This is a genomic window from Pseudomonas sp. MM213, from assembly GCF_020423045.1.
GTDB lineage: Bacteria > Pseudomonadota > Gammaproteobacteria > Pseudomonadales > Pseudomonadaceae > Aquipseudomonas > Aquipseudomonas migulae.
The window spans coordinates 4,409,794-4,434,632 of record NZ_CP081943.1 but is presented as its reverse complement, the minus strand read 5'-3'; the positions used below and the strand labels follow the sequence as shown (position 1 = coordinate 4,434,632).

The window sequence follows — 24,839 nt, the reverse complement described above, 5'->3', positions numbered from 1 at the left end:
GAGCGAGCCTGCTCGCGATGGTGTGTCAGCTACATAGGTTTGACTGACACACCATCGCGAGCAGGCTCGCTCCTACAGGGGTGTTTATTGTGGGTTAGAGCATTTTCTCCAGGCCCACGGCGGTGCTCATCCATGCATTGAAATGGCGCCACCAGCTTCCCGGTTCATCGGTCAGTGTGTGCATTTTGCCGTCGTCTTCGGTCACCCAGACGATCCGATTGTTTTCCAGTTTCACCTCATAACTCAGAGGCGGCGCCATACCTTCCAGCGCCGCCTTGCGCACATAGACAGCGAGTTCGGGGCTGTCTACCAGCACCCCGACTTCGGTGTTCCACAGTAGCGAGCGCGGGTCGAAGTTGAACGAGCCGATGAAGGATTTCTGCTGGTTGAAGATCATCGCTTTGCTGTGCAGGCTCGAATCGGAACCCCGGTATGGCTTGCTGTAGAAAATATGCGGCCCGCTGCCGCCGCCTTCGCCTGGCTGGCGACGCAATTCGTACAACTTCACGCCATGTTCCAGCAATGCCCGGCGATAGGGCGCATAACCGCCGTGCACCGCCGGTACATCGGTGGCTTCCAGCGAGTTGGTCAGCAGGCTGACAGAGACCCCGGCATCGGCGCGGCCGGTCAGGTAAACCAGCCCCGGCTGACCCGGTACGAAGTAAGCCGAGATCATGATCAGCTCTTTGCTGACCCCGTTCAGCTCAGGCGCCAACTGCGTGGTCAGCAGCAATTGCGGATCGGGTTCGCCGTCTGCCAAAACCTTGCTCGGTGCGTCCCACAACGCCTGGTTCCAGGCCCAGATCAACTCACGGCGCCAGATGTCCATGCGCGGGTTTGTGGTGTAAGTCATCAATTGTTGATACAGCGCGTGATTCTGTTTGCGCGTCTCTTCCAGTGATTCTTCCAGGCGCGTGCGGGTGTTTTGCAGGTCCTTTTGCGTCGGTCGGCTCGACAGGAATTCATCGATCGGCTTGCTCAGCGCGCTGTTCCAGTACTGATCAAAGCTGTGGCCCAGTTGCTCGGCGACCGGCCCGACGCCGAGCATGTCGATGTCGGTGAAATTCAAGTTGGGCTCGGCATCGAAATACTCGTCCCCCAGATTGCGACCGCCGACGATGGCGGCGCTGTTGTCCGCCAGCCACAGCTTGTTGTGCATGCGCCGGTGTTGCAGCGACAGGTTGAACAGCCGCCCCATGGTCCGCGTCACGCCGGTGCTGCGGCCCAGGTGCAGCGGGTTGAACAGGCGGATCTGGATCTGCGGGTGCGCCGCCAGCGTGGCGATGATCCAGTCGAGGCCGTCGCTGGTGGTGTCGTCGAGCAGGATTCTCACGCGTACGCCACGGTCGGCGGCCTTGAGCAGTTCGTCCACCAGCATCCGTGTGCTGATGCCGTCATGGACGATGTAGTACTGCAAGTCGAGGCTGCTTTGGGCGTTGCGGATCAGCTCGGCACGGGCCATGAACGCTTCGCCGCTATTGGACAGCAGACGAAAGCCGGACTTGCCCTCGTGGGGCGCGGCCTGGGCCTGGATTGATCGACCGAATGCCGAGTCGCTGGCGGGCAGCGCCTGGCTCGGTTCGCGTTGAACATCGAGACTGGCGCAACCGCCCAGGAGCGAGGCGAGTAGCAGCAGAGCGAGTAGGGGCTGTCTGACTCTCACGTGGGATCGGTCCGATTGGCGGCAGTTGTCGACATATGGACGCTGGATCTCGGCTAAAGGTCAGTCGGTGAAGTTCTCATTTTCCGCCAGCAGTTTGATTGCCGCCGCGCCGACCTTGCGCACCGCGTCTTCGATCTGTGGTGTTGGCTTGGCAGCGTAGTTCATCCGCAGGCAATTGCGGTATTTGCCCGAGGGCGAAAAGATGCTGCCGACGGCAATCTGTACGCCTTGGTCGTGCAGGGCGCGGTTCAGTTTCAGGGTGTCGAAGCCATCGGGCAGTTCGACCCAGAGCATGAAACTGCCTTGCGGCCGACTGGCGCGGGTGCCAGCGGGAAAATAGCGGCTGACCCAATCGATCATGATGTCGCGATTGCGTTGGTATTGTGCGCGCACCCGCCGCAAATGAGGCTCGAAGTGACCGGCCTTGAGGAATTCGGCGATGGCAATCTGCGGTTGCGGCGCTGTGCTGCCGGTGCTGATGTATTTCATGTGCAGCACCCGCTCCAGATAGCGGCCCGGTGCAACCCAGCCGATGCGCAGGCCGGGTGCCAGCGTTTTGGAGAACGAACTGCAGAGCAGGACGCGGCCGTCTTCGTCGAAGGATTTGATCGTGCGCGGTCGCGGGTAGTTGTAGGCCAGTTCGCCATACACATCGTCTTCGATGATCGCCACGTCGAAGCGCTGTGCGAGCGTCAACAACGCGCGTTTGCGCGATTCCGGCATGATGTAGCCCAACGGGTTGTTGCAGTTGGGGGTCAACTGTATGGCCTTGATCGGCCATTGCTCCAGGGCCAGTTCCAGTGCATCGAGGCTGATCCCGGTCAGCGGGTCGGTGGGGATTTCCAGGGCTTTCATGTTCAAGCCCTTGAGCGTCTGCATGGCGCCGTGAAAGCTCGGCGAATCCACCGCGACGATGTCGCCCGGCTCACAGATGGAGCGAATGCTGGTGGACAGCGCTTCGTGGCAGCCGGTGGTGATCACCAGGTCGTTGGCCGTCAGTTGGCAGCCGGAGTCGAGCATCAGGCGGGCGATTTGCTCACGCAGTTCGAGGGTGCCGTGGATGTTGTCGTAATACAGGCCGGGCATGTCCTGTCGCCGACTGATGCGCGCGAGGTTGCGCAGCAATGGTTTCATGGTTGGCGTGGTGATGTCCGGCATGCCGCGACCCAGTTGCACCACGTCTTTGCGTGGCACAGCGCGGATCAGTTCCAGCACCTGGTCCCACTGCGAGATATCCACAGGACGTTGCGCCGGACGGCCAATCGCTGGCAGTTCCGGCAAGTCGCGGCTGGCCGGGACGAAGTAGCCGGACTTGGGTTTCGGCATCGCCAGGCCGCTGTCTTCCAGCACTCGATAGGCCTGCTGCACCGTGCTCAGGCTGACCCCGTGTTCGACGCTCAATGCCCGCACCGACGGCAGCCGGTCGCCGGGGCGATAGAAGCCCTGTTCGATCCGCGTGCCGAGCAATTCGGCGAGGTTGACGTAAAGGGTCATGGCGCAGTCTCGGTGTGAGTGATTCGGTTAACCAGTACAGATCAGGCAAAAAATTGTAATTCAGAGGCTAAAACGGCAAATCTGTATGGAATTAATACAGGCTGGTTGAATCTGTAATGCTTTTCGCCGTCCGCGCATCATGAAAGCTCTGGCTACCCAAGTAAACAGGAGCAATCAAAATGAACGGCTTGAGCGATGTGCGGCTGACGTTACGCAGTCAGGAACTGGCGGCAGGGCAAATCAACGGTACGCGCGAGGCGTTGATGCGCAACGCACCGTCGGGCCTGAGTCGCTGGGGTCTGTTCTGGCATCGTCTGCACACGCGCAAGGCGTTGCTGGAACTGACGCCGGAGCAATTGCGGGATGTGGGGTTGAGCCGGGAACAGGCGCGGGAGGAGGGGCTTAAGCCATTCTGGCGGATCTGAGGTTTGTGGTGTTCATTAGATCCATTCGCGGGCAAGCCTCGCTCCTACAGTTGGACGCGTATCCCTTGTAGGAGCGAGGCTTGCCCGCGAAGGCGTCATCACTGACGCCACAAATCCCTCAGACCAACTCTTTAAGCCGATGCCACAACATCCCCAGCGCCAACAACGGCGAACGCAAATGCTTCCCGCCGGGGAAGGTAATGTGCGGCACCTTGGCAAACAGATCGAACCCGCCACCCTGCTGACCACTGATCGCTTCGGCCAGCAGCTTGCCAGCCAGATGCGTGGCATTCACGCCGTGACCTGAGTAGGCCTGGGCGTAATACACGTTAGGCTGGTCCTTGAGCCGGCCAATCTGCGGCAATCGGTTTACGCCAATGCCGATCATCCCGCCCCACTGATAATCAATCCTCGCGCCAGCCAGTTGCGGGAACACCTCAAGCATCTTCGGCCGCATATACGCGGCGATGTCCTTCGGGTCTCGACCTGAATAATGGCAGGCGCCACCGAACAGCAAACGACGATCCGCCGAGAGCCGGTAGTAATCCAGCGCCACCCTTTGATCACACACCGCCATGTTCTGCGGCAGCAGTTCATGTGCCTGTTCTTCGCTCAAGGGTTCGGTGGCGATGATGTAGCTGCCGGCGGGCAACACCTTGCCGCTGAGTTCGGGGTTGAGTTGGTTGAGGTAGGCGTTGCAGCCCAGCACCAGGGTTTTTGCGCGAACCGAACCTTGAGCCGTATGGACCTTCACCTCCGGGCCGTAATCAATGCGGGTCACTGCCGATTGCTCGAACAGTCTGGCGCCCAGTTGCTGCGCGGCGGCGGCTTCGCCCAATGCCAGATTCAGTGGGTGCAAATGGCCCGAACCCATGTCGATCAGGCCGCCGACGTAGCGATTGGAACCCACCACGCTGTGCATCTCATGCGCTTGCAGCAATCGGGTTTCATAGCGGTAGCCGAGGTCGCGCAGTTCTTCGGCGTCTTCGGCGAAACCTTCCAGGTCGCGGGGTTTGTTGGCGAGATCGCAGTAACCCCAGGTCAGGTCGCAAGGGATCTGAAAACGCTCGACGCGTTGTCGGACGATTTCCACGGCTTCCAGGCCCATGAGTTTCATCTGACGCACGCCGTCCGTGCCGATCACGTTGGCGAACTGATCGAGCCCATGACCGACGCCACGAATCAGTTGCCCACCATTACGGCCGCTGGCGCCCCAGCCAATCTTGTGCGCTTCGAGCAGCACCACGCTGAGGCCGCGCTCCGCCAGCTCAAGCGCGGTGTTCAGCCCGGAAAACCCGCCGCCGACCACGCACACATCGGCTACCAGCTCACCTTTCAACACCGGGTGATCGGGTTGCGGCAGGCTGCTGGCGGCGTAATAAGAGGCGGTGTGCTGAGCACGGGCATTCATGCGCATCATCCTGATTTTTGTGTCTAGAAAATTTGACGGAGCATAAGCCGGACCTTCCGGCGCGGGCAACACTGGTCGGTTGTGGCTGTCTGGATCGGCGCGTTTGCGTCAGAATCGCGCTCCAGTCCGCTTTGGGTCACCGTTTCGATGAGCTGCAACAGTCAGAAAATCCGCACGTTGCGACAGCAGATTCCCTCGTTCGAGTGCGTGCCCGGCTGCCATGACTGCTGCGGGCCGGTGACCACCTCGCCGGAAGAAATGTCCCGCCTGCCGCGCAAGACCCGCGCCGAGCAGGATGCGGCGATGGATGAACTCAACTGTGTGCACTTGGGGCCCAACGGCTGCACGGTGTATGACGAGCGACCGCTGATTTGCCGGTTGTTCGGCACCACCAAGACCTTGCCGTGCCCGAATGGGCGGGGGCCGGTGGAGCTGATTCATCCGCGGGTCGAGAAGCAGATTCATGAGTACATGGCTTCCACCCGGCAGGTGCTCGTCTGAGGGAAGACCGAGTCGCCTGTAATCGCTAGCAGGCTAGCTCCCACATTGGAATGCATTTCAACTGTGGGAGCTAGCCTGCTAGCGATGGGGTCTGAACAGGCACCACAAAGTCTCAATCCGGAATCGGCAGACTCAGACTCTCCTTCACCTCTTCCATCACGATATAACTCTTCGATTCGCGCACATGCGGCAGCTTGAGCAGGATGTCGCCCAGCAGCTTGCGATAAGAAGCCATCTCCGAGATTCGAGCCTTCACCAGGTAGTCGAAATCCCCTGACACCAAATGGCATTCCAGCACGTGGGGCAGTTTCAGCACCGCGCGTCGGAACTCTTCGAAAGTATCGCCGGATTTGTAGTCGAGGCTGATCTCGACGAACACCAGCAGACTACCCTTGAGGTGCTGCGGGTTCAGCCGGGCGTTGTAGCCCATGATGATCCCTTCGCGCTCCAGGCGCCGGACCCGCTCGGTGCAGGGCGTGGTCGAGAGCCCGACCTTTTCCCCAAGCTCCGTGAAGGAGATACGCCCGTCCGCTTGCAGGATCCGCAGGATGTTGCGGTCGATCTTGTCCAGCTCACGTTTGGTCTGAGTGTTGGTACGCATAGGGGATGCGCCTCCGTGAAAAGCGTTTTTGCCGAGAATTGTCGCCAAATATAGGTGCTTATATAGTGAAATGCACTGGCTAATCTTTTTTAAACTGCCCACATCTACGGTCTGTTCTACAAACGTCAGCGGCACGCCGCGATGAGGGATATGAAAATGCGCGTTATGGTCTTGGGTAGCGGCGTCATCGGTACCACCAGTGCTTATTATCTGGCGCGTGCCGGGTTCGAAGTGGTGGTGGTGGACCGTCAGCCGGCTGCGGCCATGGAGACCAGTTTCGCCAACGCCGGGCAGGTTTCGCCGGGTTATGCCTCGCCGTGGGCCGCGCCGGGTGTGCCGCTCAAGGCCATCAAGTGGCTGTTGCAGCGCCACGCACCGCTGGCGATCAAGGCCACTGCCGACATCGACCAATACCTGTGGATGGCGCAGATGCTGCGCAACTGTACCGCCAGCCGTTATGCGGTGAACAAGGAGCGCATGGTCCGTCTGTCCGAGTACAGCCGTGACTGCCTCGACGAACTGCGTGCCGAAACCGGCATTGCCTACGAAGGCCGCAGCCTCGGTACTACTCAATTGTTCCGCACCCAAGCTCAACTCGACGGCGCCGCGAAAGACATCGCCGTACTGAAAGAGTCCGGCGTGCCGTTCGAACTGCTCGACCGTGCCGGCATTGCTCGCGTTGAGCCGGCGCTGGCCAGCGTGACCGATATCCTTGCCGGTGCCCTGCGCCTGCCGAACGACCAGACCGGCGATTGCCAGATGTTCACCAGTCGCCTGGCCGAAATGGCTGTGAAACTGGGTGTGGAATTCCGCTTCGGCCAAGACATTCAAAAGCTCGACTACGCCGGTGATCGCATCAACGGTGTGTGGATCGACGGCAAGCTGGAAACCGCTGACCGCTACGTATTGGCACTCGGCAGCTACTCGCCGCAACTGCTCAAGCCGCTGGGCATCAAGGCACCGGTGTATCCGCTGAAGGGCTACTCCCTGACCGTGCCGATCACCAACCCGGCGATGGCCCCGACGTCGACCATTCTCGACGAGACCTATAAGGTCGCGATCACCCGTTTCGACAACCGCATCCGCGTCGGCGGCATGGCTGAAATCGCCGGTTTTGACCTGTCGCTTAACCCGCGTCGGCGCGAAACCCTGGAGATGATCGTCAACGACCTTTATCCTCAGGGCGGCGATCTGGCCCAGGCAAGTTTCTGGACCGGTCTGCGTCCGACCACGCCGGATGGCACGCCGATTGTGGGTGCAACGCCGTTCAGCAACCTGTTCCTGAACACCGGTCACGGCACCCTCGGCTGGACCATGGCGTGCGGCTCCGGTCGCTTGCTGGCCGACCTGATGGCGAAGAAAACGCCGCAGATCAGTGCAGAAGGCCTCGATATTTCCCGTTATGGCAGCAAAGTCCAGGAGCCCGCAAAACATGGCAATCCAGCGCCAGCTCACCAATGAGCGCATGAGTCAGATCGTCGCTCACAATGGTACGGTGTATTTGGCAGGGCAGGTCGGCGACGACATGAACGCCGGGATTGAACAGCAGACTCGCGAAACTCTCGCCAATATCGAGCGTTTGCTGGATATGGCGGGTACCGACAAGCACCATTTGCTGTCGGTGACGATTTACCTGAAAGACATCGACGCGCACTTCGAAGGCATGAACGCGGTGTGGGACAAGTGGCTGCCAAAAGGCGTCGCCCCGGCCCGCGCAACGGTTGAGTCGAAGCTGTGCGAACCGGAAATCCTGATCGAGCTGTCGGTTGTAGCCGCTCTGCCGTAAGCCTGTCAGAAAGATCCCTCTCCCGGTGCTGTTGGCGGTTCACGCTGTCAGCCAGCGCCGGTTTTTATTCCCATGACCGCCTAGAAGCCCTGCCGCCATGCGTCCAGCCCGTGCCCTGATCGACCTTCAAGCCCTGCGTCACAACTACCGGATCGCCCGTGAACTCACCGGGGCCAAGGCCCTCGCGGTGATCAAGGCGGATGCCTACGGCCATGGCGCGGTGCGTTGCGCCCAGGCGCTGGAAGCCGAGGCGGACGGGTTTGCCGTGGCGTGCATCGAAGAAGCATTGGAGCTGCGCGCTGCCGGCATTCGCGCGCCGGTGTTGTTGCTGGAAGGTTTTTTCGAAGCCGATGAGCTGGCGCTGATCGTCGAGCATGATTTCTGGTGCGTGGTGCATTCGCTGTGGCAACTCGAAGCCATCGAAAAAGCCGCGCTCAGCAAGCCGATCACGGTCTGGCTCAAACTCGATTCGGGCATGCACCGGGTCGGTCTGCAACCAAAGGATTACCAGGCGGGCTATCAACGGCTGCTGGCCAGCGGCAAGGTCGCGAAAGTGGTGTTGATGAGCCACTTCGCCCGCGCCGATGAGCTGCACAGTCAAGCCAGTGCCGAGCAGGTGGCGGTGTTTGAAGCGGCCCGTCAGGGTTTGTCCGCCGAGGTCAGCCTGCGCAACTCGCCGGCAGTGCTCGGTTGGCCGCAGATCCCGAGTGACTGGGTACGTCCGGGCATCATGCTCTATGGCGCCACGCCTTTCGAAGAAGCCAACGCCGTGGCCTCGCGCCTGCAACCGGTGATGACCCTGGAATCGAAAGTGATTTGCGTGCAAGAGCTGCCGGCCGGCGAGCCGATCGGTTACGGCGCCAAATTCATCACCCAGAAGCCGATGCGCGTTGGCGTGGTGGCGATGGGTTATGCCGATGGCTATCCGCGTCACGCACCGACCGGTACGCCGGTGATGGTCGCCGGGCAGCTCAGCCAGTTGATCGGCCGGGTGTCGATGGACATGCTCTGCATCGATCTGACCGATGTACCGCAAGCCGGCCTCGGTTCGACCGTCGAGTTGTGGGGCAAAAGCGTGCTCGCCAGCACCGTGGCGGAAGCCGCGGACACGATTCCCTATCAGATCTTCTGCAACCTGCGCCGGGTTCCGCTGCTCTATTCCGGGGCTTGACCCGAACCTCGCGGACCGGAAGTCGCTTCGCCGAACAGGATTCAGGCCAAAGTGTTGTAAATACTGAACGCTGTCGCCATGATAACGCTCAATATTCCTACAACCTGAATCCTGGAGGCGCAAGCTTGGACGTCGGTGAACGACTGCAATCCATCCGTAAGCTCAAAGGTCTTTCGCAGCGTGAACTCGCCAAACGCGCGGGCGTCACCAACAGCACCATTTCGATGATCGAGAAGAACAGCGTCAGCCCCTCGATCAGTTCGCTGCGCAAGGTTCTGGGCGGGATTCCCATGTCGATGGTCGAGTTCTTTTCCGAAGAGATCCTGCAGGAAAAACCGACTCAGATCGTCTACAAGGCTAACGAGCTGATCGATATTTCCGATGGCGCAGTGACCATGAAACTGGTCGGCCGGGCTCACCCGAGCCGCGCCATTGCCTTCCTCAATGAAATCTACCCGCCAGGCGCCGACACCGGTGACGAGATGCTCACCCATGAGGGCGAGGAAACCGGGATTCTGGTGGAAGGGCGCCTGGAACTGGTGGTCGGGCTGGAAACTTTTGTGCTCGAAGCCGGTGATAGCTACTACTTTGAAAGTACCAAGCCGCACCGTTTCCGTAATCCGTTCGACGCGCCGGCGCGACTAATCAGCGCAGCCACGCCAGCGAACTTTTAAGAGAAGAGGCGTCCTGCCAGCACGGCAGCGGCACCCGAAGGGTTTTTCCGCGGCGCAACAAGACCCCTTCGACTTTGGGGTTGTTTCAGTGCGGCGGGCTTACCGCTATACTTGCGCCCGCCTGCGAACCGTGGCCGTAGGCGTGACTAGCCACCATTGAGGGTGAACGCGTGAACCTAATTATGAAAATGCTGGCTGCACCAGCAACCGTATTGGCCCTTTGGGCTGTCAGCGCTCAAGCTGCGACGAATGACGATATTGCAAAACGCCTTGATCCAGTTGGCCAAGTTTGTGTTCAGGGTCAAGAGTGCAAGGGGATGGAAGTCGCTGCTGCTTCTGGCGGCGGTGGCGGTGCCAAGGCACCTAAAGACGTGATTGCAAAACATTGCAACGCTTGCCACGGCACCGGCCTGTTGGGCGCGCCGAAAATCGGCGACAAGGCAGCCTGGAAAGAACGCGCCGATCACCAGGGCGGCCTCGACGGCATCCTGGCCAAGGCCATTACCGGTATCAATGCGATGCCGCCTAAAGGCACCTGCGCCGACTGCTCCGACGACGAGCTGAAAGGCGCCATCAAAGAGATGTCCGGCCTGTAACACGCCCGCATCGTCAGCGAAAAAGCCGCCTCCGGGCGGCTTTTTTGTGCCCGTTGTTCACGGACCTGTAGGAGCCGGCTTGCTGGCGATCCAGACGCCACGGTTAACCTGGTAAACCGTGTGATCGTTCATCGCCAGCAAGCCGGCTCCTACAGGTGGTGGGCATAAAGCGATTTACCGCCCGAGGCTGTTCATTGCAGCAAAGACCCGGCAAGCTCGGTCCAACCCCAATTCATGGAATGTAAGGGAGGATCAGATGGTGCAGCTGTGTTCTATCGAGCAAGCGGTCGATGAGGTGCTGGCGCGGTTGCCGGCGCATATCCACATGGGCCTGCCCCTCGGTCTGGGCAAACCCAACCACTTCGTCAACGCGCTGTATCAACGCGTTGCGCAATTGCCCGAGCGCAAGCTGACGATCTACACCGCGCTGTGCCTGGGCCGTCCTGCATTGGGCGACGGCTTGCAGAAGCGCTTCCTCGAACCCTTCATCGAACGGGTATTCGGCGATTATCCGGAGCTGGATTTCCTCGCGGGCCTGCGCAAGGACAACCTGCCGCCCAACATCCATATTCAACAGTTTTTCATGCAGCCCGGCAGCCTGCTTCATAGCGAATCCGCCCAGCAGGACTACGTGAGCAGCAACTACAGCCACGCCGCACGGGATATCAACGCGGCCGGTTTGAACCTGGTCGCGCAACTGGTGGCCAGCCACTCCGAACACCCTGATCGCCTGAGCCTGAGCTGCAATCCGGACATCACCCTCGACCTGTTTCCGATGATCGCCAAGCGCAGGGCGGCGGGGGAGACAGTCCTGCTCGTGGGCCAGGTACACAACGACTTGCCGTACATGCCCGGTGACGCGGAAATCGGCATCGACACTTTCGACCTGCTGGTCGACGAGAAAGACAACACCACGCTGTTCTCGACGCCGAACATGCCGGTGGGTTTCCAGGACCATTTCATCGGCCTGCACGCCAGCGCGCTGGTCCGCGATGGCGGCACCTTGCAGATCGGCATCGGCGCCATGGGCGACGCGCTGACGGCGGCGTTGCTGGCGCGGCAGGCGGATAACGACGGATACAAGGCGTTGTTGGCCGACGTAAATCTCAGCCAGTGGGCGCAGTTGATAGACCGCGAAGGGGGGTTGGAACCGTTCGCCAAAGGCCTTTACGGTTGCAGCGAAATGTTCGTCAACGGCCTGCTGGTGCTGGTCGATGCCGGGATCGTGCGGCGCAAGGTCTACCCCGATGTGCCCACCCAACAACAGGCGAATGCCGGCACGCTGGATGAAGCGGCGCAGACCGACGGCATTTCGGTGCACGGCGGGTTCTTCCTGGGGCCGCGCAGTTTCTACGAGCGTCTTCGAGAGCTGCCCCAGAGCAAGCGGCTCGAATTCAACATGACCCGCATCAGCTACATCAACGAGCTGTACGGTCAGGAGGAACTCAAACGCTTGCAGCGCCTGGATGCGCGCTTCATCAACACCGTGTTCACCATGACGTTGCTTGGCGCCGGCGTGGCCGATCAGCTTGAAGACGGGCGGGTGCTGAGCGGCGTCGGCGGGCAATACAACTTCGTCGCCCAGGGCCATGCGCTGGAGGGCGCGCGTTCGATTCTGCTGCTGCGAAGCTGGCGCGAGTCGGGCGGGGAGGTCAGTTCCAACATCGTCTGGGAGTACGGCCATTGCACGATCCCGCGGCATCTGCGGGACATCGTGGTCACTGAATACGGTATCGCCGATTTGCGTGGCAAGACCGATGCGGCGGTGATCGAGGCGTTGCTGAACATCAGCGATTCACGGTTCCAGCCCGGCTTGATCGAGCAGGCGCAGAGTGCCGGGAAACTGCCGAAGAGTTTTCGTCTTGATCCGCGTTTTGCCGACAACCGACCAGAACGTTTACAGGCGATTCAGGCGCGGCATCCGCAGTTGTTTCCGGAGTATCCGCTGGGGAGTGATTTCACCGCGCATGAGCGGGATTTGTTGCGGGCGCTGAACTGGTTGAAGAGCAAGTTCAAGCTGACGGAGATTCTGGAGTTGGGCAAGGCGGCACTGGATGCGCCGGAGCCGGCAGCGTTTCCCGAGCATCTGGAGCGTATGCAGCTGACCAATCCGGAAGGGTTGAAAGAGGACCTGTTTCAGCGGCTGCTGCTCACCGGCCTCAAGGCCACCGCGCAATAACAGCCAACCCAAAACAACTGTGGGAGCCAGCCTGCTGGCGATGACGGTCTGTCAGGCATGAAGATTTTGACTGACACGACGCCATCGCCAGCAGGCTGGCTCCCACAGGGGAAATGCGGTGCTGCTGGTTATTCGATAAAGGTCACGACGCCGCCAGCCAGCGACTTAACGCGAGCCAGCGATTCAACGCGATAACCCTGCGCATCCAGTTCCGCACGTCCACCCTGGAACGACTTCTCGATCACGATACCCAGACCGGCCACGGTCGCGCCGGCCTGTTTGATGATCGAGATCAGCGCCTGGGACGCCTTACCGTTGGCCAAAAAGTCATCGATGATCAGCACGCGGTCGCTGCTGGTCAGGTGGCGCGGGGAGATCGCCACGGTGCTTTCGGTCTGCTTGGTGAACGAGTAAACGGTCGCCGACAGCAGGTTTTCGGTCAGGGTCAGGGACTGATGCTTGCGCGCGAAAATCACCGGTACGCCCAGGTTCAGTCCGGTCATGATCGCCGGAGCGATGCCCGAGGCTTCGATGGTGACGATCTTGGTGATGCCCGAGTCCTTGAACAGCGCAGCGAACTCGTCGCCGATCAGTTTCATCAGCGCCGGGTCGATCTGGTGGTTCAAAAAGGCGTCGACCTTCAGGACCTGATCGGAAAGCACGATGCCTTGTTCGCGAATTTTCTGGTGCAGTGCTTCCATGAAGCGTTCCTCTACTGGCGCCATGTGCGCCTAGTTTGTGAAAAAGTGTCGGTTAAAAAGTGCTCAATTCTAGCGCTTTAACATCGCCCGTATATCGGCCAATGCGGTATTGCCGCGAACGGCTTTGACTTCTACCGGCGTGTCGTCGGTGCCTTCCCAGGCCAGGTCGTCCGGCGGCAGTTCATCGAGGAAGCGGCTGGGCGCGCAGTCGATGATCTCGCCGTACTGCTTGCGCTTGGCCGCGAAGGTGAAGGCCAGGGTCTGGCGTGCGCGGGTAATGCCGACGTAGGCCAGGCGGCGTTCTTCTTCGATGGTGTCGGCTTCGATGCTGGAGCGGTGCGGGAGAATTTCCTCTTCCATGCCCATGATGAACACGTAAGGGAATTCCAGCCCTTTGGAGGCGTGCAATGTCATCATCTGCACACCTTCGGCGCCGTCTTCCTCTTCCTGCTGGCGTTCCAGCATGTCGCGCAGGACGAGTTTGCCGATGGCGTCCTCGACGGTCATCTCGCCTTCTTCGTCTTTCTCCAGGGTGTTTTTCAACGCCTCGATCAGGAACCAGACGTTACCCATGCGGTAGTCGGCGGCCTTGTCGCTGGAGCTGTTGGTGCGCAGCCAGTTCTCGTAGTCGATGTCCATGACCATGCTGCGCAACGCCGAAATCGGGTCTTCGCCGGCGCACTGCTCGCGGACCTTGTCCATGAAACGCTTGAAGCGCGACAGGCGATCGGTGAAACGCGCATCCAGATGCTCGCCCAGGCCGATTTCGTCGGTGGCGGCGTACATCGAGATTTTGCGTTCGGTGGCGTAGTTGCCGAGCTTCTCAAGCGTCGTCGAACCGATCTCCCGGCGTGGGACGTTGATCACCCGCAGGAAGGCGTTGTCGTCGTCCGGGTTCACGATCAGGCGGAAGTAGGCCATCAGGTCCTTCACTTCCTGGCGTCCGAAAAAGCTGTTGCCACCGGATAACCGATACGGAATCTGGTGGTGTTGCAGCTTCAGCTCGATCAGCTTGGCCTGGTAGTTACCGCGATACAGGATCGCGAAATCGCTGTAGGGCCGGTCGGTGCGCAAGTGCAGCGTCAGCAATTCCACGGCCACGCGCTCGGCTTCGGCGTCTTCGTTGCGGCAGCGGATCACGCGGATCTCGTCGCCGTGACCCATCTCGCTCCACAGTTGTTTTTCGAATTCGTGCGGGTTGTTCGAGATCAGCACGTTGGCGCAGCGCAGGATGCGGCTGGTGGAGCGATAGTTCTGCTCCAGCATCACCACTTTCAGGGACGGGTAGTCGTCCTTGAGCAGCATCAGGTTTTCCGGGCGGGCGCCGCGCCAGGCGTAGATCGACTGGTCGTCATCGCCGACCACGGTGAACTGGTTGCGCGTGCCGATCAGCAACTTCACCAGCAAATACTGGCTGGCGTTGGTGTCCTGGTATTCGTCCACCAGCAGGTAGCGGACTTTGTTCTGCCACTTTTCGAGGATGTCGGCGTGTTCCTGGAACAGTTTCACCGGCAGCAGGATCAGGTCGTCGAAGTCCACCGCGTTGAACGCCTTGAGCGTGCGCTGGTAGTGGGTGTAGACGATGGCGGCGGTCTGTTCCTTGGGATTGCGCGAGTTTTCCAGGGCTTCGGCGGGCAGGATCAGGTCGTTTTTCCACGAGCCGATCATGTTCTTGATCTCGTCGACGCCGTCGTCGCCCGCGTATTCCTTCTGCATGATGTCGGTCATCAGGGCTTTGACGTCGGTCTCGTCGAAGATCGAGAAGCCCGGTTTGTAGCCCAGCCGCACGTGTTCCTTGCGGATGATGTTGAGGCCCAGGTTGTGGAAGGTGCACACCGTCAGGCCACGGCCTTCGCCGCCTTTGAGCAGGGTGCCGACCCGTTCCTTCATCTCGCGCGCGGCCTTGTTGGTAAAGGTCATGGCGACGATGTACTGGGCGCGGATGCCGCAGTTCTGGATCAGGTGCGCGATTTTGCGCGTGATCACGCTGGTCTTGCCGGAGCCTGCACCGGCGAGCACCAAAAGAGGGCCGCCGACGTAGCTCACGGCTTCTTGCTGCCGGGGATTGAGTCGGGACATACGTAAATTCAGGAGTCAGTACGAAATGGGCCGGCATTTTAACAGGCTCAGCGAATTGTGCTGCTCTCTCCGACTTGTGACGTAACACGCTATCTATATTTGCCGGTTTTGTTACTTTCACGCAGGATGCGCAACGAATTTGCGACTAATGTTCGTAATTCCGGATACAAAGGCCTCGTTTGATAACTGATGTCGTTGGTCATTGGTTATCGGCACGGCATAATGCCCGCCGCCTACATCATTGCAGAGTCTAGGGAGCTAGCTTGTCTACGCCTGTCGAACCCTTGCGTTTGCTGCTATTGGCCGAAGAGCCAGCGTGGGCAGCGTTGTTGCGCGAGTGTCTGGCTCCGATGGGGAGCTCGGCCGTGCTCATCAGCGCTCCGAGCTGGGAGTCGGTCAGCGCTCTGTTTGATGACAACCGCAGCGCGGTGTTGTTGACGATCCCGGCCCTTCAGCCGGCGCCCGGCCGTTGCAGTTTGCCAACGGTGTTGTTGCTCGAACAAGAGCCGCTGTTGCCGCCCGATGGCGTGAGCGACTGGCTGGTGCGCGATCATCTCGACCCTGGCATGTTGCGCCGTTGCCTGCGCCATGTGCGCGAGCGCGGCGTGCTGGAAAACACCCTGCAACGCCTGGCCGAGCAAGACCCGCTGACCGGCATCGCCAACCGCCAGGGCTTCCAGACCTTGCTGGCCGCACGGTTGGCGGAAAACGACGGCCGTGGCCTGGCCCTCGGGCACCTTGACCTCGACAACTTCCGCCACGCCAACGACGCCCTCGGCCATCAGGCCGGCGACCGCTTGATCCTGCAAGTGGTCGCGCGCCTGAAAAGCCAGCTCGAGGCCGGCGATCAACTGGCGCGGCTGGGCAGCGATGAGTTCGCCCTGCTGATCGACACCCGCCGCGCGCCGCAACGCGCCGAATGGATGGCCGAACGCATCACCGAAGCGTTGGCCGAGCCCTATTGGGTCGACGGCGAAAGCCTGTTGATCGGTTCCAGCCTGGGCATCGCCCACGCCCGCGCCCAGGCCGGCGCCGATCCGTTGATGTGGCACGCGCACATCGCCATGCAGCAGGCCAAGAGCACTCAAGGCTGCACCTTTCACATCTTCAACGAACGCATCAACCGCAATGCCCGCAGCATGGCCGACCTCGAAAGCGAGCTGCGCCGGGCGTTGCGTCGCGATGAGCTGGAACTTCATTACCAGCCACGCCTGAACCTTGAAGACGGGCAGATCGTCGGCCTCGAAGCTTTGGTGCGCTGGCGCCATGCCGAGCGCGGGTTGTTGCCGCCGAGCGAGTTCGTGCCACTGGCCGAGCAAAGCGGCTTGATCGTGCCACTTGGTTACTGGGTGATTTCCCGCGCGTTGCGCGACATGCAGGCGTTGCGCGAGCTCGGTCTGCCGGCGCTGCACATGGCGATCAACCTGTCGTTCCGGCAGTTTCAGGACAGTCAGTTGCTGTCGACCCTGAGCCGGCTGATTGCCGAACGTGGCGTCGAGGCGCAGTGGCTGGAATTCGAACTGACCGAAACGGCGGTCATGCGCCGCAGCGATCTGGTGAAACAGACCATGGATGCCCTCGGGCGCCTGGGCGTGCGCTTCTCGCTCGACGACTTCGGCACAGGGTTTTCCTCCTTCGTGCACCTCAACAGCCTGCCGATTGCCTTGTTGAAGGTCGACAAGAGCTTTGTCGGCGGAATGGAAGGGCGCGAAGAGAATCGCAAACTGGTGCACGCGATGATCAACCTCGCGCACAACCTCAATCTGGAAGTGGTCGCCGAGGGCGTGGAAACGCCGGAGCAGCTGGATCTGTTGCGCGGGTTTGGTTGCGATCAGGTGCAAGGGTATTTGATCAGCAAGCCGTTGCCGTTGACGGAGCTGATTGAGTATTTGAGTTTTGGCAGCAGTCAGCAGCCGATGCTAGAGATCGTGAGCTAAAGACGAATCCCTGTAGGAGCGAGGCTTGCCCGCGAAGGCGTCGAGTCAGTCGACATTGTTGTTACTGACACGACGCCTTCGCGGGCATGCCTCGCTCCTACAGGGTTAGGCGATCTCGAAACGCTGAGCTGACGACGGCTCCCGCCGAATCATCCGCTTCATCTTCCACTCGAATGCCAGCGTCAGGCTCACCGCCGCGCACGCCAGGCCCAACGCCAAGCCCCACCAGACACCCGTCGGCCCCCAGTTCAAATGGAACGCCATCCACCACGCGGCCGGTGCGCCAATCAGCCAATAGCAACCCAACCCGACCAGGAACGTGGTCTTGGCGTCCTTGAGCCCGCGAATGCAGCCCATGGCGATGGTTTGCGTGCCGTCGAACAGCTCGAACCAAGCCGCCACCGCCAGCAGGCTCACCGCCAGTTCGATGACCGGGCGGAAGGCCGGGTCGTTCTGGTCCAGGAACAGGCCGATCAACTGATTCGGCAACAGCCAGAAGACCATCGCGAAACCGAGCATCGCCGCTGCGCCAAAGGCGATCCCGACCCGCCCGGCAAGCCGCGCGTCCAGCAACTGCCCGGCGCCGTAATGCTGGCCGATGCGCATGGTGATCGCATAGGAAAGCCCCGCCGGAATCATGAACGCCACCGAGACGATCTGCAGCGCGATCTGATGCGCGCCCAGTTGCGTACTGCCCATGGTGCCCATGCACAGCGCGGCGAAGGCAAACAGCCCGACTTCCACTGCGTAGGTGCCGCCAATCGGCAGACCCAGGCGCCACAACTCCTTCAGGTACTGCCGGTTTGGCCGCGACAAGCCCTGGCGCAATGGATAGGCGTCGTACGCCGGATGCCGCCGAATATGCAGCGCCAACGCCACGGCCATCAGGTTGGCAACAATTGCCGTGACCAGACCGATACCCACCAGGCCCATTTTCGGCAGGCCGAACATCCCGGTGATCAACGCATAATTGAGCACGAAGTTGGCCACCGTGCCGCCGAGGCTGATGACCATCACCGGCGTCGCCCGGCCAATCGCGCTGGTGAAACCGCGCAGGGCCATGAAGCTCAGGTAGCCGGGCAAGGCGAACGGCAAAATCAACAGGAACTGCCCGGCTGACTGGACGTTGGTTTCGGTCTGGCCAAACATCAGCAACACCGGTTTGAGGTTCCACAGCAGCAACCCGGCGACCAAAGCCATCAACCACGCCAGCCACAACCCGGCCTGGGTCAGCCGTGCCGCGCCAACGATATCGCCCGCGCCCTGACGGATCGCCACCAACGTGCCGACCGCCGCAATCACGCCGATGCAAAAGATCGACACAAACGAATAGGTCGCCGCGCCGAGTCCGCCGCCGGCCAATGCCTCGGGGCTCAGGCGCGCCATCATCAAGGTGTCGGTGAGGACCATCAGCATGTGCGCCAACTGCGAGGCAATCAACGGCCCCGCCAGCCGCAGGATGGCCCAGAGTTCAATACGTGCTGGATGCTGCATGGTCATCACGCCCGATTATCAAAGAGAACAGGAAAGCGTCGATTCTCGGCGCTCTGCGGGGTTTGCACAAAGGGATAAAAAGGATGGATGGCATGATTAAAACTCATCCTGGGGAGTTTCTGATAAGTTGACGAAATTGCGCCATAGGAGCTTTCCGCATGTCTCGTCGTCTTCCTCCCTTGTATGCCCTTCGCGCATTTGAAGCGGCGGCGCGGCATAGCTCGTTTACCCGTGCCGCTGAAGAGTTGTCGATTACGCAGAGTGCGGTCAGTCGGCATATTCGTACGCTTGAAGAGCATTTTGCCTGTCGGCTGTTTCATCGCAGCGGGCGCAATTTGCAACTGACCGAGTCGGCGCGGCTGATCCTGCCGGGCATTCGCGAAGGCTTCACCGCCCTTGAGCGGGCCTGCAATACCTTGCGCGCCGAAGATGACATCCTGCGCATGAAAGCGCCGTCGACCCTGACCATGCGCTGGCTGCTGGCGCGGCTCAGCCGTTTCCGCCACCTGCAACCGGGCAACGAAGTGCAACTGACCAGCGCCTGGATGGACGTCGATTCGGTGGACTTCAACCATGAGCCGTTCGACTGCGCCGTGATCCTCAGCAATGGGCATTTTCCGCCGGACTGGGAGGCGAGTCTGCTGTTCCCGGAGGAGCTGATTCCGGTCGGTGCGCCGAATCTTCTGAAGGACCAACCGTGGGATGTCGCGCGCCTGGCCCATGCCGAACTGCTGCACCCGACACCGGACCGGCGTGACTGGCGCAACTGGCTGGAGCGCATGGGGCTGACGGATCAGGTGTCGCTCAAGGGCGGGCAGGTGTTCGATACGCTGGAGCTGGGCATGATCGCCGCCGCCCGGGGATATGGCGTATCGATGGGCGATCTGCTGATGGTGGCCGAAGATGTGGCGCAGGGCCGTCTGAGTTTGCCGTGGCCGACCGCCGTCGCCAGTGGTGAGAATTATTACCTCGTCTGGCCGAAAACCCGCCCAGGAGGTGAACGTTTGCGCCGCCTCAGCGATTTCCTGCAAGGCGAGGTGCGGGCGATGAAATTGCCGGACGTCGAACACTTGTGCTGAATCGATAGAGCCCTTGAAATAGCGGCCTTGAGCCATATCCCGGCTATTTACTCAAGTATTCAGGTTTGCCGCCGAAAATCTGCAGATGGAACCTTCGTGCAGGTTCGACGTAATTCCCCATTATTAGAAATTATGCTGAGTAGCCGATCAAGGAGGATCAGATCGCTCGGCCAGGAGCTGTCATGTCTCAACCTCGTGCCCGGATTGCCTCACAGCTTGGCCTTGCGCTCGCCATTATCCTGGCGATTGTCATCAGCGGCAGTACCCTGTTTGCCCTGCGTTCACTGGACAAGGCCAACCTCGCCACCCGCGAAGAGCACCTGGCCAGTGAGGCGCGGTTGCTGGCCGACCAGTTGAGTACGTTTCACGGCACGTTGCGTGAAAGTACCCTGCGCCTTGCGGGGTTGTTCGAAAAGCGTTTCAGTGGCGGGCTGAGCGTGCACCCGGATGCGCCGGTGAACGTGGCGGGCACCCAGACTCCGGGCCTGCAACTGGGCGGCGAAGTGCTCAATAACAACTTCAAGGAAGTGGACGAGTTCAAGCAGATGACCGCCGGCGTGGCCACGGTGTTCGTGCGCAGCGGCGAGGACTTCATTCGGGTCAGTACCAACGTCACCAAACAGGATGGCAGTCGTGCCATTGGCACTGTTCTCGATCATGCGAACCCGGCTTATGCCCGTTTGATGGCGGGGCAGAGTTTCGTCGGACGGTCTTTGCTTTTTGAACGCTACTACATGTCGCAGTACACCCCGGTACGCGACAGCGGCGGCAAGGTCATTGCCGTGCTGTATGTCGGTTTCGACTACACCGACGCGCAGAAAGCCCAGTTCGAAAACCTCAAGCGATTCCGCATCGGCAAGACCGGTTCCCTGGCGTTGCTCGACGAGCAGAACAAATGGCTGGTACCGATCGCCGGCGTGGAAGCGCTGGATAAAGCCGTTCCAGCCATCACCGCCCTGGCGAAAACCCCGAGCGAGGGCGGTTTCTGGAGCGACACGTCCGAAGACTTCTACAGTGTTTCCGTGCCGTTCCAGGACGGCCCGTGGTCGGTCGTGGCGAGCATGCCGCAAGACGAAATCAGCGCGGTGACCTGGAGTGTCGGCATTCAACTGGCGATTGGCAGCCTGCTGGCGATGTTGATCGCGGTCGGCTCGGCAGTCTGGCTGCTGCGCAGCAAACTCGCGCCGCTGGGTGATCTGGTGCGTCAGGCCGAAGCCCTGGGGGCCGGCGACCTGAGCGTGCGTCTGGACGTGTCGAGCAACGACGAGATCGGTCAGCTGGCCCGCGCCTTCAACCAGATGAGCCAGGCGTTGTCGACGATGGTCGAGCACATCCGCCGGGCCTCGCAAGAGGTCAACAGCCGTGCCCAGGCCTTGTCCGGTTTGTCTGGCGGTGCCTATGAAGGCATGGAGCAGCAGTCCGGCGAAATCACCAGCATGGCCGGCGCCGTGGAAGAGTTCAGCGCCACCTCGTTGAACATTGCCGACAACATGGGCAGCACTCAGCGTCTGGCGCAGGAAAACGCACAGCAAACCCAGATCGGTCGTACATCGATGGGTGAAGCGTCCTCGTCCCTGGAGCAAATCGCTGGCGCGCTGAACAGCACGGCCACGGTGATCAACACCTTGGGCCAGCGTTCTCAGGAAATCGGCGGCATTGTCGGGGTGATCACCTCGATTGCCGAGCAAACCAACCTGCTGGCGCTCAACGCGGCCATCGAAGCGGCGCGTGCCGGTGAGCAGGGCCGCGGTTTTGCGGTGGTGGCTGATGAAGTGCGCAACCTGGCCTCACGCACTCGCCAGGCCACCGACGAAATTTCCGGGATGATTCAGAGCATCCAGCAGGAAACCGGCAATGCCATCAGCACCATGGAACAGGGCAAAGTCCTGATGCAGGAAGGCTTGTCGCGCAACGCCAATGTCGCCTCGGCACTGGCGCGGATCGATGAGCAAAGCCGTTCCGCCGGTGAACAGTTCGCCGCGATCACTACAGCGACCCAGGAACAGAGCAGCACCGCGACGCTGCTCAGCAGCAACCTGCAAAGCATCGCGCTGGCGAACAGCGAGCAGCGGGAAGTGGTGTCGAACCTGGCGGTGACCGCCAAAGAGCTGGAGAGCCTGGCGGCGGAATTGCGCCAAGAGGTTGACCGGTTTCGTTGAGTCGCCTTTGAAATCGCCTTCGCGGGCAAGTCGGATCGCCGCACCGCTCGCTCCTACAGAGGTCAACACTGGACCTGTAGGAGCGAGGCTTGCCCGCGAAGGGTTCACCGCAAATTACGGATCTGCCAATCAATCACACTTGGCGTTGCTCGACACTTCCTTGGTTGCGAGTTTCAACTGCTTGGCCAGTTCCGCCGCGTTGGTGCTGTTGTAAACCCGGCCTCCGGTGTTTTCAGCAATGCAGCGTGACGGGCCACCGGCACCGATTTTCACCACGTTGACCCGCAGGCGTGGTTGTTCCCTGGCGATTTGGCGGGACACCGCGCAAGCGTCTTTCTGGCAACCGTCCTCACCGTCGACGAACATCACGATCACGGCATCGTTATTACGCCCGTCGACGGTGCTTGCCGCGTAAGCCAGGCTGTCGGCCAGCGGTGTGCCGTCGTTGGGAACCAGCCCTCGAATCCCGTTGATCAGCCGTGGCCGGTCGCCAAACTTGAACACGCCCTGGTCCGGTGTGCGTTCGCAGCCGGCGAAGGTAATGAGGCGCGTGTCGATCTTCGGGTCCAGCCCGTTGATCATGCCGGCCAGCGAGTCCTTGGCGACGTCCATGCGGCTGGGTTTGGCGAAGATCTGCATGGTGCGGTTCGGGTCCAGATACTTGTTCATCTCATTGCCGAAGAACCAGTCCTCGTCGGCTTTCACCGACCTGATGTTCAAATCCATTGAGCCCGAGGTGTCGAGTACCACCACGAACTGCGGGATCTCTGCGTTTGGCGCTTTTTTGCGGCACGCGAAGTTGTCCAGCGTCGGTGCCGGCGGCGGTGGCGGTGGTGGCGGCGGGGCGGCCACCACAGGTTTTGGCGGCGGGACCGGTTTGGGGGCGGGCACTGGTTCTGGCTCTGGAACCGGTACGGGTTCCGGTTTCGGTTCCACTACAGGCTCCGGCTCCACTACCGGCTCGGGAACAGGCTCAACCGGTTTCTCGATCGGTGTCACCACCGGGGCGACCGGTTCGACCGGGACAACTTTTTCCCGGTGCATAAACCACCAGTAAGCCCAGAGCGCCAGGAGCAACAACAGCAGTGCCAGCAATGCCGCGGCGATCCACCATCCACGGCGCGAAGGCGCCGCGGCGGCCACCGGAGCCAGCGGAACCACCGGCGGCACCACCGGTTTTGGCGGGCGCTGGTTCCAGCGCACCACCAAAGGCTCACCGTTGAGGCTGTAGAGTTTGTCCAGCTCGGGAGCGCCGAGCAGGCTGCGCAGGTCATCCGCTTCCGTGGGCTGACCGCGTTTTTGCAGTTCGTCCGCCAACTGTCCAAGGGACGTCTGACGCACTTCATAGGTTTCCAGCAATCGCCGTTGAGCGTCCTCGTTGAGGTCGGCATAGGGCGTGGGTTGGCCACCCAGTTCGGTCCACCATTCCAGCACCTCGCCGCTGCCCATTCGCGGGATGGCGAAGAGGCTGGAGACGGTCGGCGGAAAGTGTTTCTGGATGAGGGCTACTTTGGCTTGCAGCGCACTCATCCCCTCTGGTGTGGCTTGCGCATCCCTGATGACCCGCTGCATGACGTCGATTCCTGAAAAGGCTGCAGGCCTCCGGCGGGAGGCCTGCGGGTGAAAAGTTACTCTTCGTAACCGAGGCTGAATTGCAGTTGGTTGACCTTTTTCTGCAGCGCCTTCAGTTGTTCCTGCTTGGCGGCCAGGGCCGCCTTTGAAGGCTTGGCCACCGGTGCAGTCTGCGAGTCCTTGAGCTGCTGTTCGAGCCCGGCGATCTGCTTTTGCACCTGGCTTTCATTGCCATGGCGCGCCTTCAGTGAGGTCAGCAACTTGCCCAGCGACTGGTTCAGTTCAGCCTGGGATTTCTGCTGGCTGGCCAAATCGGTTTTGGTGCTGAGCTGCTGGGCCTGAATGTTCTCGTACACCTGACGGAACATCGCGTTTTGCTGGCGGGACTCGGCCAGGGCCTGTTCCTTTTGTTTGACCTGATCGCTGTAACCACCAGAGTAGTCGCAGTTCATCTTGGTCAGCATGCTGCTGTCGCGATTGGTCGCATCGCATTCGCCCGGCTGGGTCGCGCAACCGCTCAAGGCGAGGACGGCGGTCAGGACCGCCAGTTGTCGTAACGTCATGTGCTTAACCCAGAGTGATTGCGGAGCGCTGGCTGTAGAGACCGTCGACTTCCTTCTGCAAGGCAGCGACTTTCTCGTTCATTTTCAGAATGCTCACATCCACCTGCTTCATCTCGGCGCTGGAGCCTTGGGCGCGTTCGGCATCGGCCACTTTGCTGTACTCGGTGACTTTTTTGCGCATGTTGCTGAGGTCTTTGCGCAAGATTGCGATGTTGTTGTCGATCTCGGCGATTTGCGTCTGGGCTTTGGTCTTGTCGACCTTTTTGCTGGCGATGTCCTGTTTGATCCTGGCGATACGCGCCTGGTCATCCTTGATCACTTGCTGAGCGGTCTCGGTGCGGGCAATCACATTGCGCGTGTCTTGCTCGACTTCGCTGTTCATCTTCGCCAGACGGGTGGAGGTGTCGGCGTATTCGCTGCGACGTTGATCCAGATAATAGTTCGCGCCCATGGCCACGCCACACGCGGTAATACCGGCGGCGATGGCGCAGACCGCCTTGTTGCTGCTGTTGGACAGCGCGCAACCGAGGATGCCGACACCGGCGCCGACGGCGCAGGCCTGGTAACCGGACTTGCTGAAGAACTCCGCGTCATTGCCCTGGGTCAGACGCGGGTCTGCGCCGTCGCTGCCGCCGAGCATCGAACTGCCGGTGTTGGCGCAACCAGTCAGCAACAGGCTGCCGGCAACGACGAATGCGATCTGTAGTTTGAAGCGAGTCCAAAGGCTGCGCGACATGGTGAAACTCCTCGATGA

21 protein-coding genes are annotated in these 24,839 nt (G+C 60.8%); 11 read left to right on the top strand and 10 right to left on the bottom strand.

Annotation, left to right across the window (positions count from 1 at the left end):
* Nucleotides 1-94: 94 nt before the first annotated feature.
* Together K5R88_RS20290 and K5R88_RS20285 are read right to left on the bottom strand one after the other, a co-directional pair.
* Nucleotides 95-1,663, bottom strand: coding sequence for a phospholipase D family protein (locus K5R88_RS20290; protein ID WP_226298257.1), 1,569 nt, complete (start codon nt 1,661-1,663; stop codon nt 95-97).
* 60 nt (nt 1,664-1,723) lie between these two features.
* Nucleotides 1,724-3,157: an aminotransferase-like domain-containing protein gene (locus tag K5R88_RS20285; protein WP_223557040.1), complete on the bottom strand. Its 1,434-nt coding sequence runs from the start codon at nt 3,155-3,157 to the stop codon at nt 1,724-1,726.
* A 179-nt stretch (nt 3,158-3,336) separates the two neighbouring features.
* On the opposite strand from K5R88_RS20285, the gene K5R88_RS20280 reads away from it, so the two are divergent.
* Nucleotides 3,337-3,582 (top strand): DUF1127 domain-containing protein, encoded by a 246-nt coding sequence (locus tag K5R88_RS20280; protein ID WP_226298256.1) that lies wholly within the window; start codon nt 3,337-3,339, stop codon nt 3,580-3,582.
* A 118-nt stretch (nt 3,583-3,700) separates the two neighbouring features.
* Here the strand turns inward: K5R88_RS20280 and K5R88_RS20275 are convergent, their stop codons facing one another.
* Entirely contained in the window at nt 3,701-4,993 is a 1,293-nt protein-coding gene (locus K5R88_RS20275) for an NAD(P)/FAD-dependent oxidoreductase (RefSeq protein WP_226298255.1), read from the bottom strand.
* A 147-nt stretch (nt 4,994-5,140) separates the two neighbouring features.
* Between K5R88_RS20275 and K5R88_RS20270 the strand changes: the two genes are divergently transcribed.
* Nucleotides 5,141-5,494, top strand: a complete 354-nt coding sequence (locus tag K5R88_RS20270; RefSeq protein WP_007947437.1) for a YkgJ family cysteine cluster protein — start codon at nt 5,141-5,143, stop codon at nt 5,492-5,494.
* A gap of 112 nt (nt 5,495-5,606) precedes the next feature.
* On the opposite strand, the gene K5R88_RS20265 is transcribed toward K5R88_RS20270, so the two are convergent.
* Nucleotides 5,607-6,095: an Lrp/AsnC ligand binding domain-containing protein gene (locus K5R88_RS20265; RefSeq protein WP_003177284.1), complete on the bottom strand. Its 489-nt coding sequence runs from the start codon at nt 6,093-6,095 to the stop codon at nt 5,607-5,609.
* A gap of 156 nt (nt 6,096-6,251) precedes the next feature.
* Here K5R88_RS20265 and dadA point away from each other — a divergent pair, with 156 nt between their 5' ends.
* The 6 genes from dadA (at nt 6,252) to K5R88_RS20235 (ending at nt 12,501) form a co-directional block, all read left to right on the top strand.
* A complete protein-coding gene (dadA, locus tag K5R88_RS20260; protein ID WP_008030556.1) occupies nt 6,252-7,556 on the top strand; it encodes a D-amino acid dehydrogenase in 1,305 nt (434 codons plus the stop codon).
* Entirely contained in the window at nt 7,528-7,881 is a 354-nt protein-coding gene (locus tag K5R88_RS20255) for a RidA family protein (RefSeq protein WP_008030554.1), read from the top strand. The genes dadA and K5R88_RS20255 overlap by 29 nt, the downstream gene beginning before the upstream one ends.
* Nucleotides 7,882-7,978: 97 nt before the next feature.
* A complete protein-coding gene (gene alr / locus K5R88_RS20250) occupies nt 7,979-9,052 on the top strand; it encodes an alanine racemase (protein WP_226298254.1) in 1,074 nt (357 codons plus the stop codon).
* A 125-nt stretch (nt 9,053-9,177) separates the two neighbouring features.
* Nucleotides 9,178-9,726 (top strand): cupin domain-containing protein, encoded by a 549-nt coding sequence (locus tag K5R88_RS20245; protein ID WP_007947433.1) that lies wholly within the window; start codon nt 9,178-9,180, stop codon nt 9,724-9,726.
* A gap of 182 nt (nt 9,727-9,908) precedes the next feature.
* The gene (locus K5R88_RS20240) at nt 9,909-10,322 is read left to right on the top strand and encodes a c-type cytochrome (RefSeq protein ID WP_032828815.1); all 414 of its coding nucleotides are present in this window, start codon (nt 9,909-9,911) and stop codon (nt 10,320-10,322) included.
* Between the two features lie 256 nt (nt 10,323-10,578).
* On the top strand, nt 10,579-12,501 hold the full coding sequence (locus K5R88_RS20235) for an acetyl-CoA hydrolase/transferase family protein (protein WP_192228208.1): 1,923 nt from the start codon (nt 10,579-10,581) through the stop codon (nt 12,499-12,501).
* A gap of 128 nt (nt 12,502-12,629) precedes the next feature.
* Here the strand turns inward: K5R88_RS20235 and K5R88_RS20230 are convergent, their stop codons facing one another.
* Nucleotides 12,630-13,202 (bottom strand): xanthine phosphoribosyltransferase, encoded by a 573-nt coding sequence (locus K5R88_RS20230; RefSeq protein WP_008030547.1) that lies wholly within the window; start codon nt 13,200-13,202, stop codon nt 12,630-12,632.
* Between the two features lie 69 nt (nt 13,203-13,271).
* Nucleotides 13,272-15,281: a DNA helicase Rep gene (rep, locus tag K5R88_RS20225; protein ID WP_008030544.1), complete on the bottom strand. Its 2,010-nt coding sequence runs from the start codon at nt 15,279-15,281 to the stop codon at nt 13,272-13,274.
* Nucleotides 15,282-15,544: 263 nt separating this feature from the next.
* Here rep and K5R88_RS20220 point away from each other — a divergent pair, with 263 nt between their 5' ends.
* Complete coding sequence (locus K5R88_RS20220; protein ID WP_008037990.1) at nt 15,545-17,218, top strand: putative bifunctional diguanylate cyclase/phosphodiesterase; 1,674 nt, start codon at nt 15,545-15,547, stop codon at nt 17,216-17,218.
* A 105-nt stretch (nt 17,219-17,323) separates the two neighbouring features.
* On the opposite strand, the gene K5R88_RS20215 is transcribed toward K5R88_RS20220, so the two are convergent.
* Nucleotides 17,324-18,712, bottom strand: a complete 1,389-nt coding sequence (locus K5R88_RS20215; protein WP_226298253.1) for a NorM family multidrug efflux MATE transporter — start codon at nt 18,710-18,712, stop codon at nt 17,324-17,326.
* 158 nt (nt 18,713-18,870) lie between these two features.
* On the opposite strand from K5R88_RS20215, the gene K5R88_RS20210 reads away from it, so the two are divergent.
* Nucleotides 18,871-19,791 carry a LysR substrate-binding domain-containing protein gene (locus tag K5R88_RS20210; protein WP_008030538.1) on the top strand — a complete coding sequence of 307 codons (921 nt, stop codon included), beginning with the start codon at nt 18,871-18,873 and terminating at the stop codon, nt 19,789-19,791.
* Between the two features lie 182 nt (nt 19,792-19,973).
* Nucleotides 19,974-21,950: a methyl-accepting chemotaxis protein gene (locus tag K5R88_RS20205; protein WP_226298252.1), complete on the top strand. Its 1,977-nt coding sequence runs from the start codon at nt 19,974-19,976 to the stop codon at nt 21,948-21,950.
* A gap of 129 nt (nt 21,951-22,079) precedes the next feature.
* Here K5R88_RS20205 and K5R88_RS20200 read toward each other — a convergent pair whose 3' ends face one another.
* Genes K5R88_RS20200 through K5R88_RS20190 form a run of 3 tightly spaced genes read right to left on the bottom strand, consistent with a single transcriptional unit; the run spans nt 22,080 to nt 24,821 of the window.
* On the bottom strand, nt 22,080-23,522 hold the full coding sequence (locus tag K5R88_RS20200) for a vWA domain-containing protein (RefSeq protein ID WP_226298251.1): 1,443 nt from the start codon (nt 23,520-23,522) through the stop codon (nt 22,080-22,082).
* Nucleotides 23,523-23,578: 56 nt separating this feature from the next.
* Nucleotides 23,579-24,085: a hypothetical protein gene (locus K5R88_RS20195; RefSeq protein WP_008030533.1), complete on the bottom strand. Its 507-nt coding sequence runs from the start codon at nt 24,083-24,085 to the stop codon at nt 23,579-23,581.
* A gap of 4 nt (nt 24,086-24,089) precedes the next feature.
* Complete coding sequence (locus K5R88_RS20190; RefSeq protein ID WP_207284938.1) at nt 24,090-24,821, bottom strand: hypothetical protein; 732 nt, start codon at nt 24,819-24,821, stop codon at nt 24,090-24,092.
* Between the last annotated feature and the right edge of the window lie 18 nt (nt 24,822-24,839).

Bases quoted from the DNA above. Each gene is read 5' to 3' on its own strand.
- K5R88_RS20285 (WP_223557040.1), bottom strand. From the start codon at position 3,157: ATGACCCTTTACGTCAACCTCGCCGAATTGCTCGGCACGCGGATCGAA.
- K5R88_RS20280 (WP_226298256.1), top strand. From the start codon at position 3,337: ATGAACGGCTTGAGCGATGTGCGGCTGACGTTACGCAGTCAGGAACTG.
- K5R88_RS20275 (WP_226298255.1), bottom strand. From the start codon at position 4,993: ATGAATGCCCGTGCTCAGCACACCGCCTCTTATTACGCCGCCAGCAGC.
- K5R88_RS20270 (WP_007947437.1), top strand. From the start codon at position 5,141: ATGAGCTGCAACAGTCAGAAAATCCGCACGTTGCGACAGCAGATTCCC.
- K5R88_RS20265 (WP_003177284.1), bottom strand. From the start codon at position 6,095: ATGCGTACCAACACTCAGACCAAACGTGAGCTGGACAAGATCGACCGC.
- dadA (WP_008030556.1), top strand. From the start codon at position 6,252: ATGCGCGTTATGGTCTTGGGTAGCGGCGTCATCGGTACCACCAGTGCT.
- K5R88_RS20255 (WP_008030554.1), top strand. From the start codon at position 7,528: ATGGCAATCCAGCGCCAGCTCACCAATGAGCGCATGAGTCAGATCGTC.
- alr (WP_226298254.1), top strand. From the start codon at position 7,979: ATGCGTCCAGCCCGTGCCCTGATCGACCTTCAAGCCCTGCGTCACAAC.
- K5R88_RS20240 (WP_032828815.1), top strand. From the start codon at position 9,909: ATGAAAATGCTGGCTGCACCAGCAACCGTATTGGCCCTTTGGGCTGTC.
- K5R88_RS20235 (WP_192228208.1), top strand. From the start codon at position 10,579: ATGGTGCAGCTGTGTTCTATCGAGCAAGCGGTCGATGAGGTGCTGGCG.
- K5R88_RS20230 (WP_008030547.1), bottom strand. From the start codon at position 13,202: ATGGAAGCACTGCACCAGAAAATTCGCGAACAAGGCATCGTGCTTTCC.
- rep (WP_008030544.1), bottom strand. From the start codon at position 15,281: ATGTCCCGACTCAATCCCCGGCAGCAAGAAGCCGTGAGCTACGTCGGC.
- K5R88_RS20215 (WP_226298253.1), bottom strand. From the start codon at position 18,712: ATGCAGCATCCAGCACGTATTGAACTCTGGGCCATCCTGCGGCTGGCG.
- K5R88_RS20210 (WP_008030538.1), top strand. From the start codon at position 18,871: ATGTCTCGTCGTCTTCCTCCCTTGTATGCCCTTCGCGCATTTGAAGCG.
- K5R88_RS20205 (WP_226298252.1), top strand. From the start codon at position 19,974: ATGTCTCAACCTCGTGCCCGGATTGCCTCACAGCTTGGCCTTGCGCTC.
- K5R88_RS20200 (WP_226298251.1), bottom strand. From the start codon at position 23,522: ATGCAGCGGGTCATCAGGGATGCGCAAGCCACACCAGAGGGGATGAGT.
- K5R88_RS20195 (WP_008030533.1), bottom strand. From the start codon at position 24,085: ATGACGTTACGACAACTGGCGGTCCTGACCGCCGTCCTCGCCTTGAGC.
- K5R88_RS20190 (WP_207284938.1), bottom strand. From the start codon at position 24,821: ATGTCGCGCAGCCTTTGGACTCGCTTCAAACTACAGATCGCATTCGTC.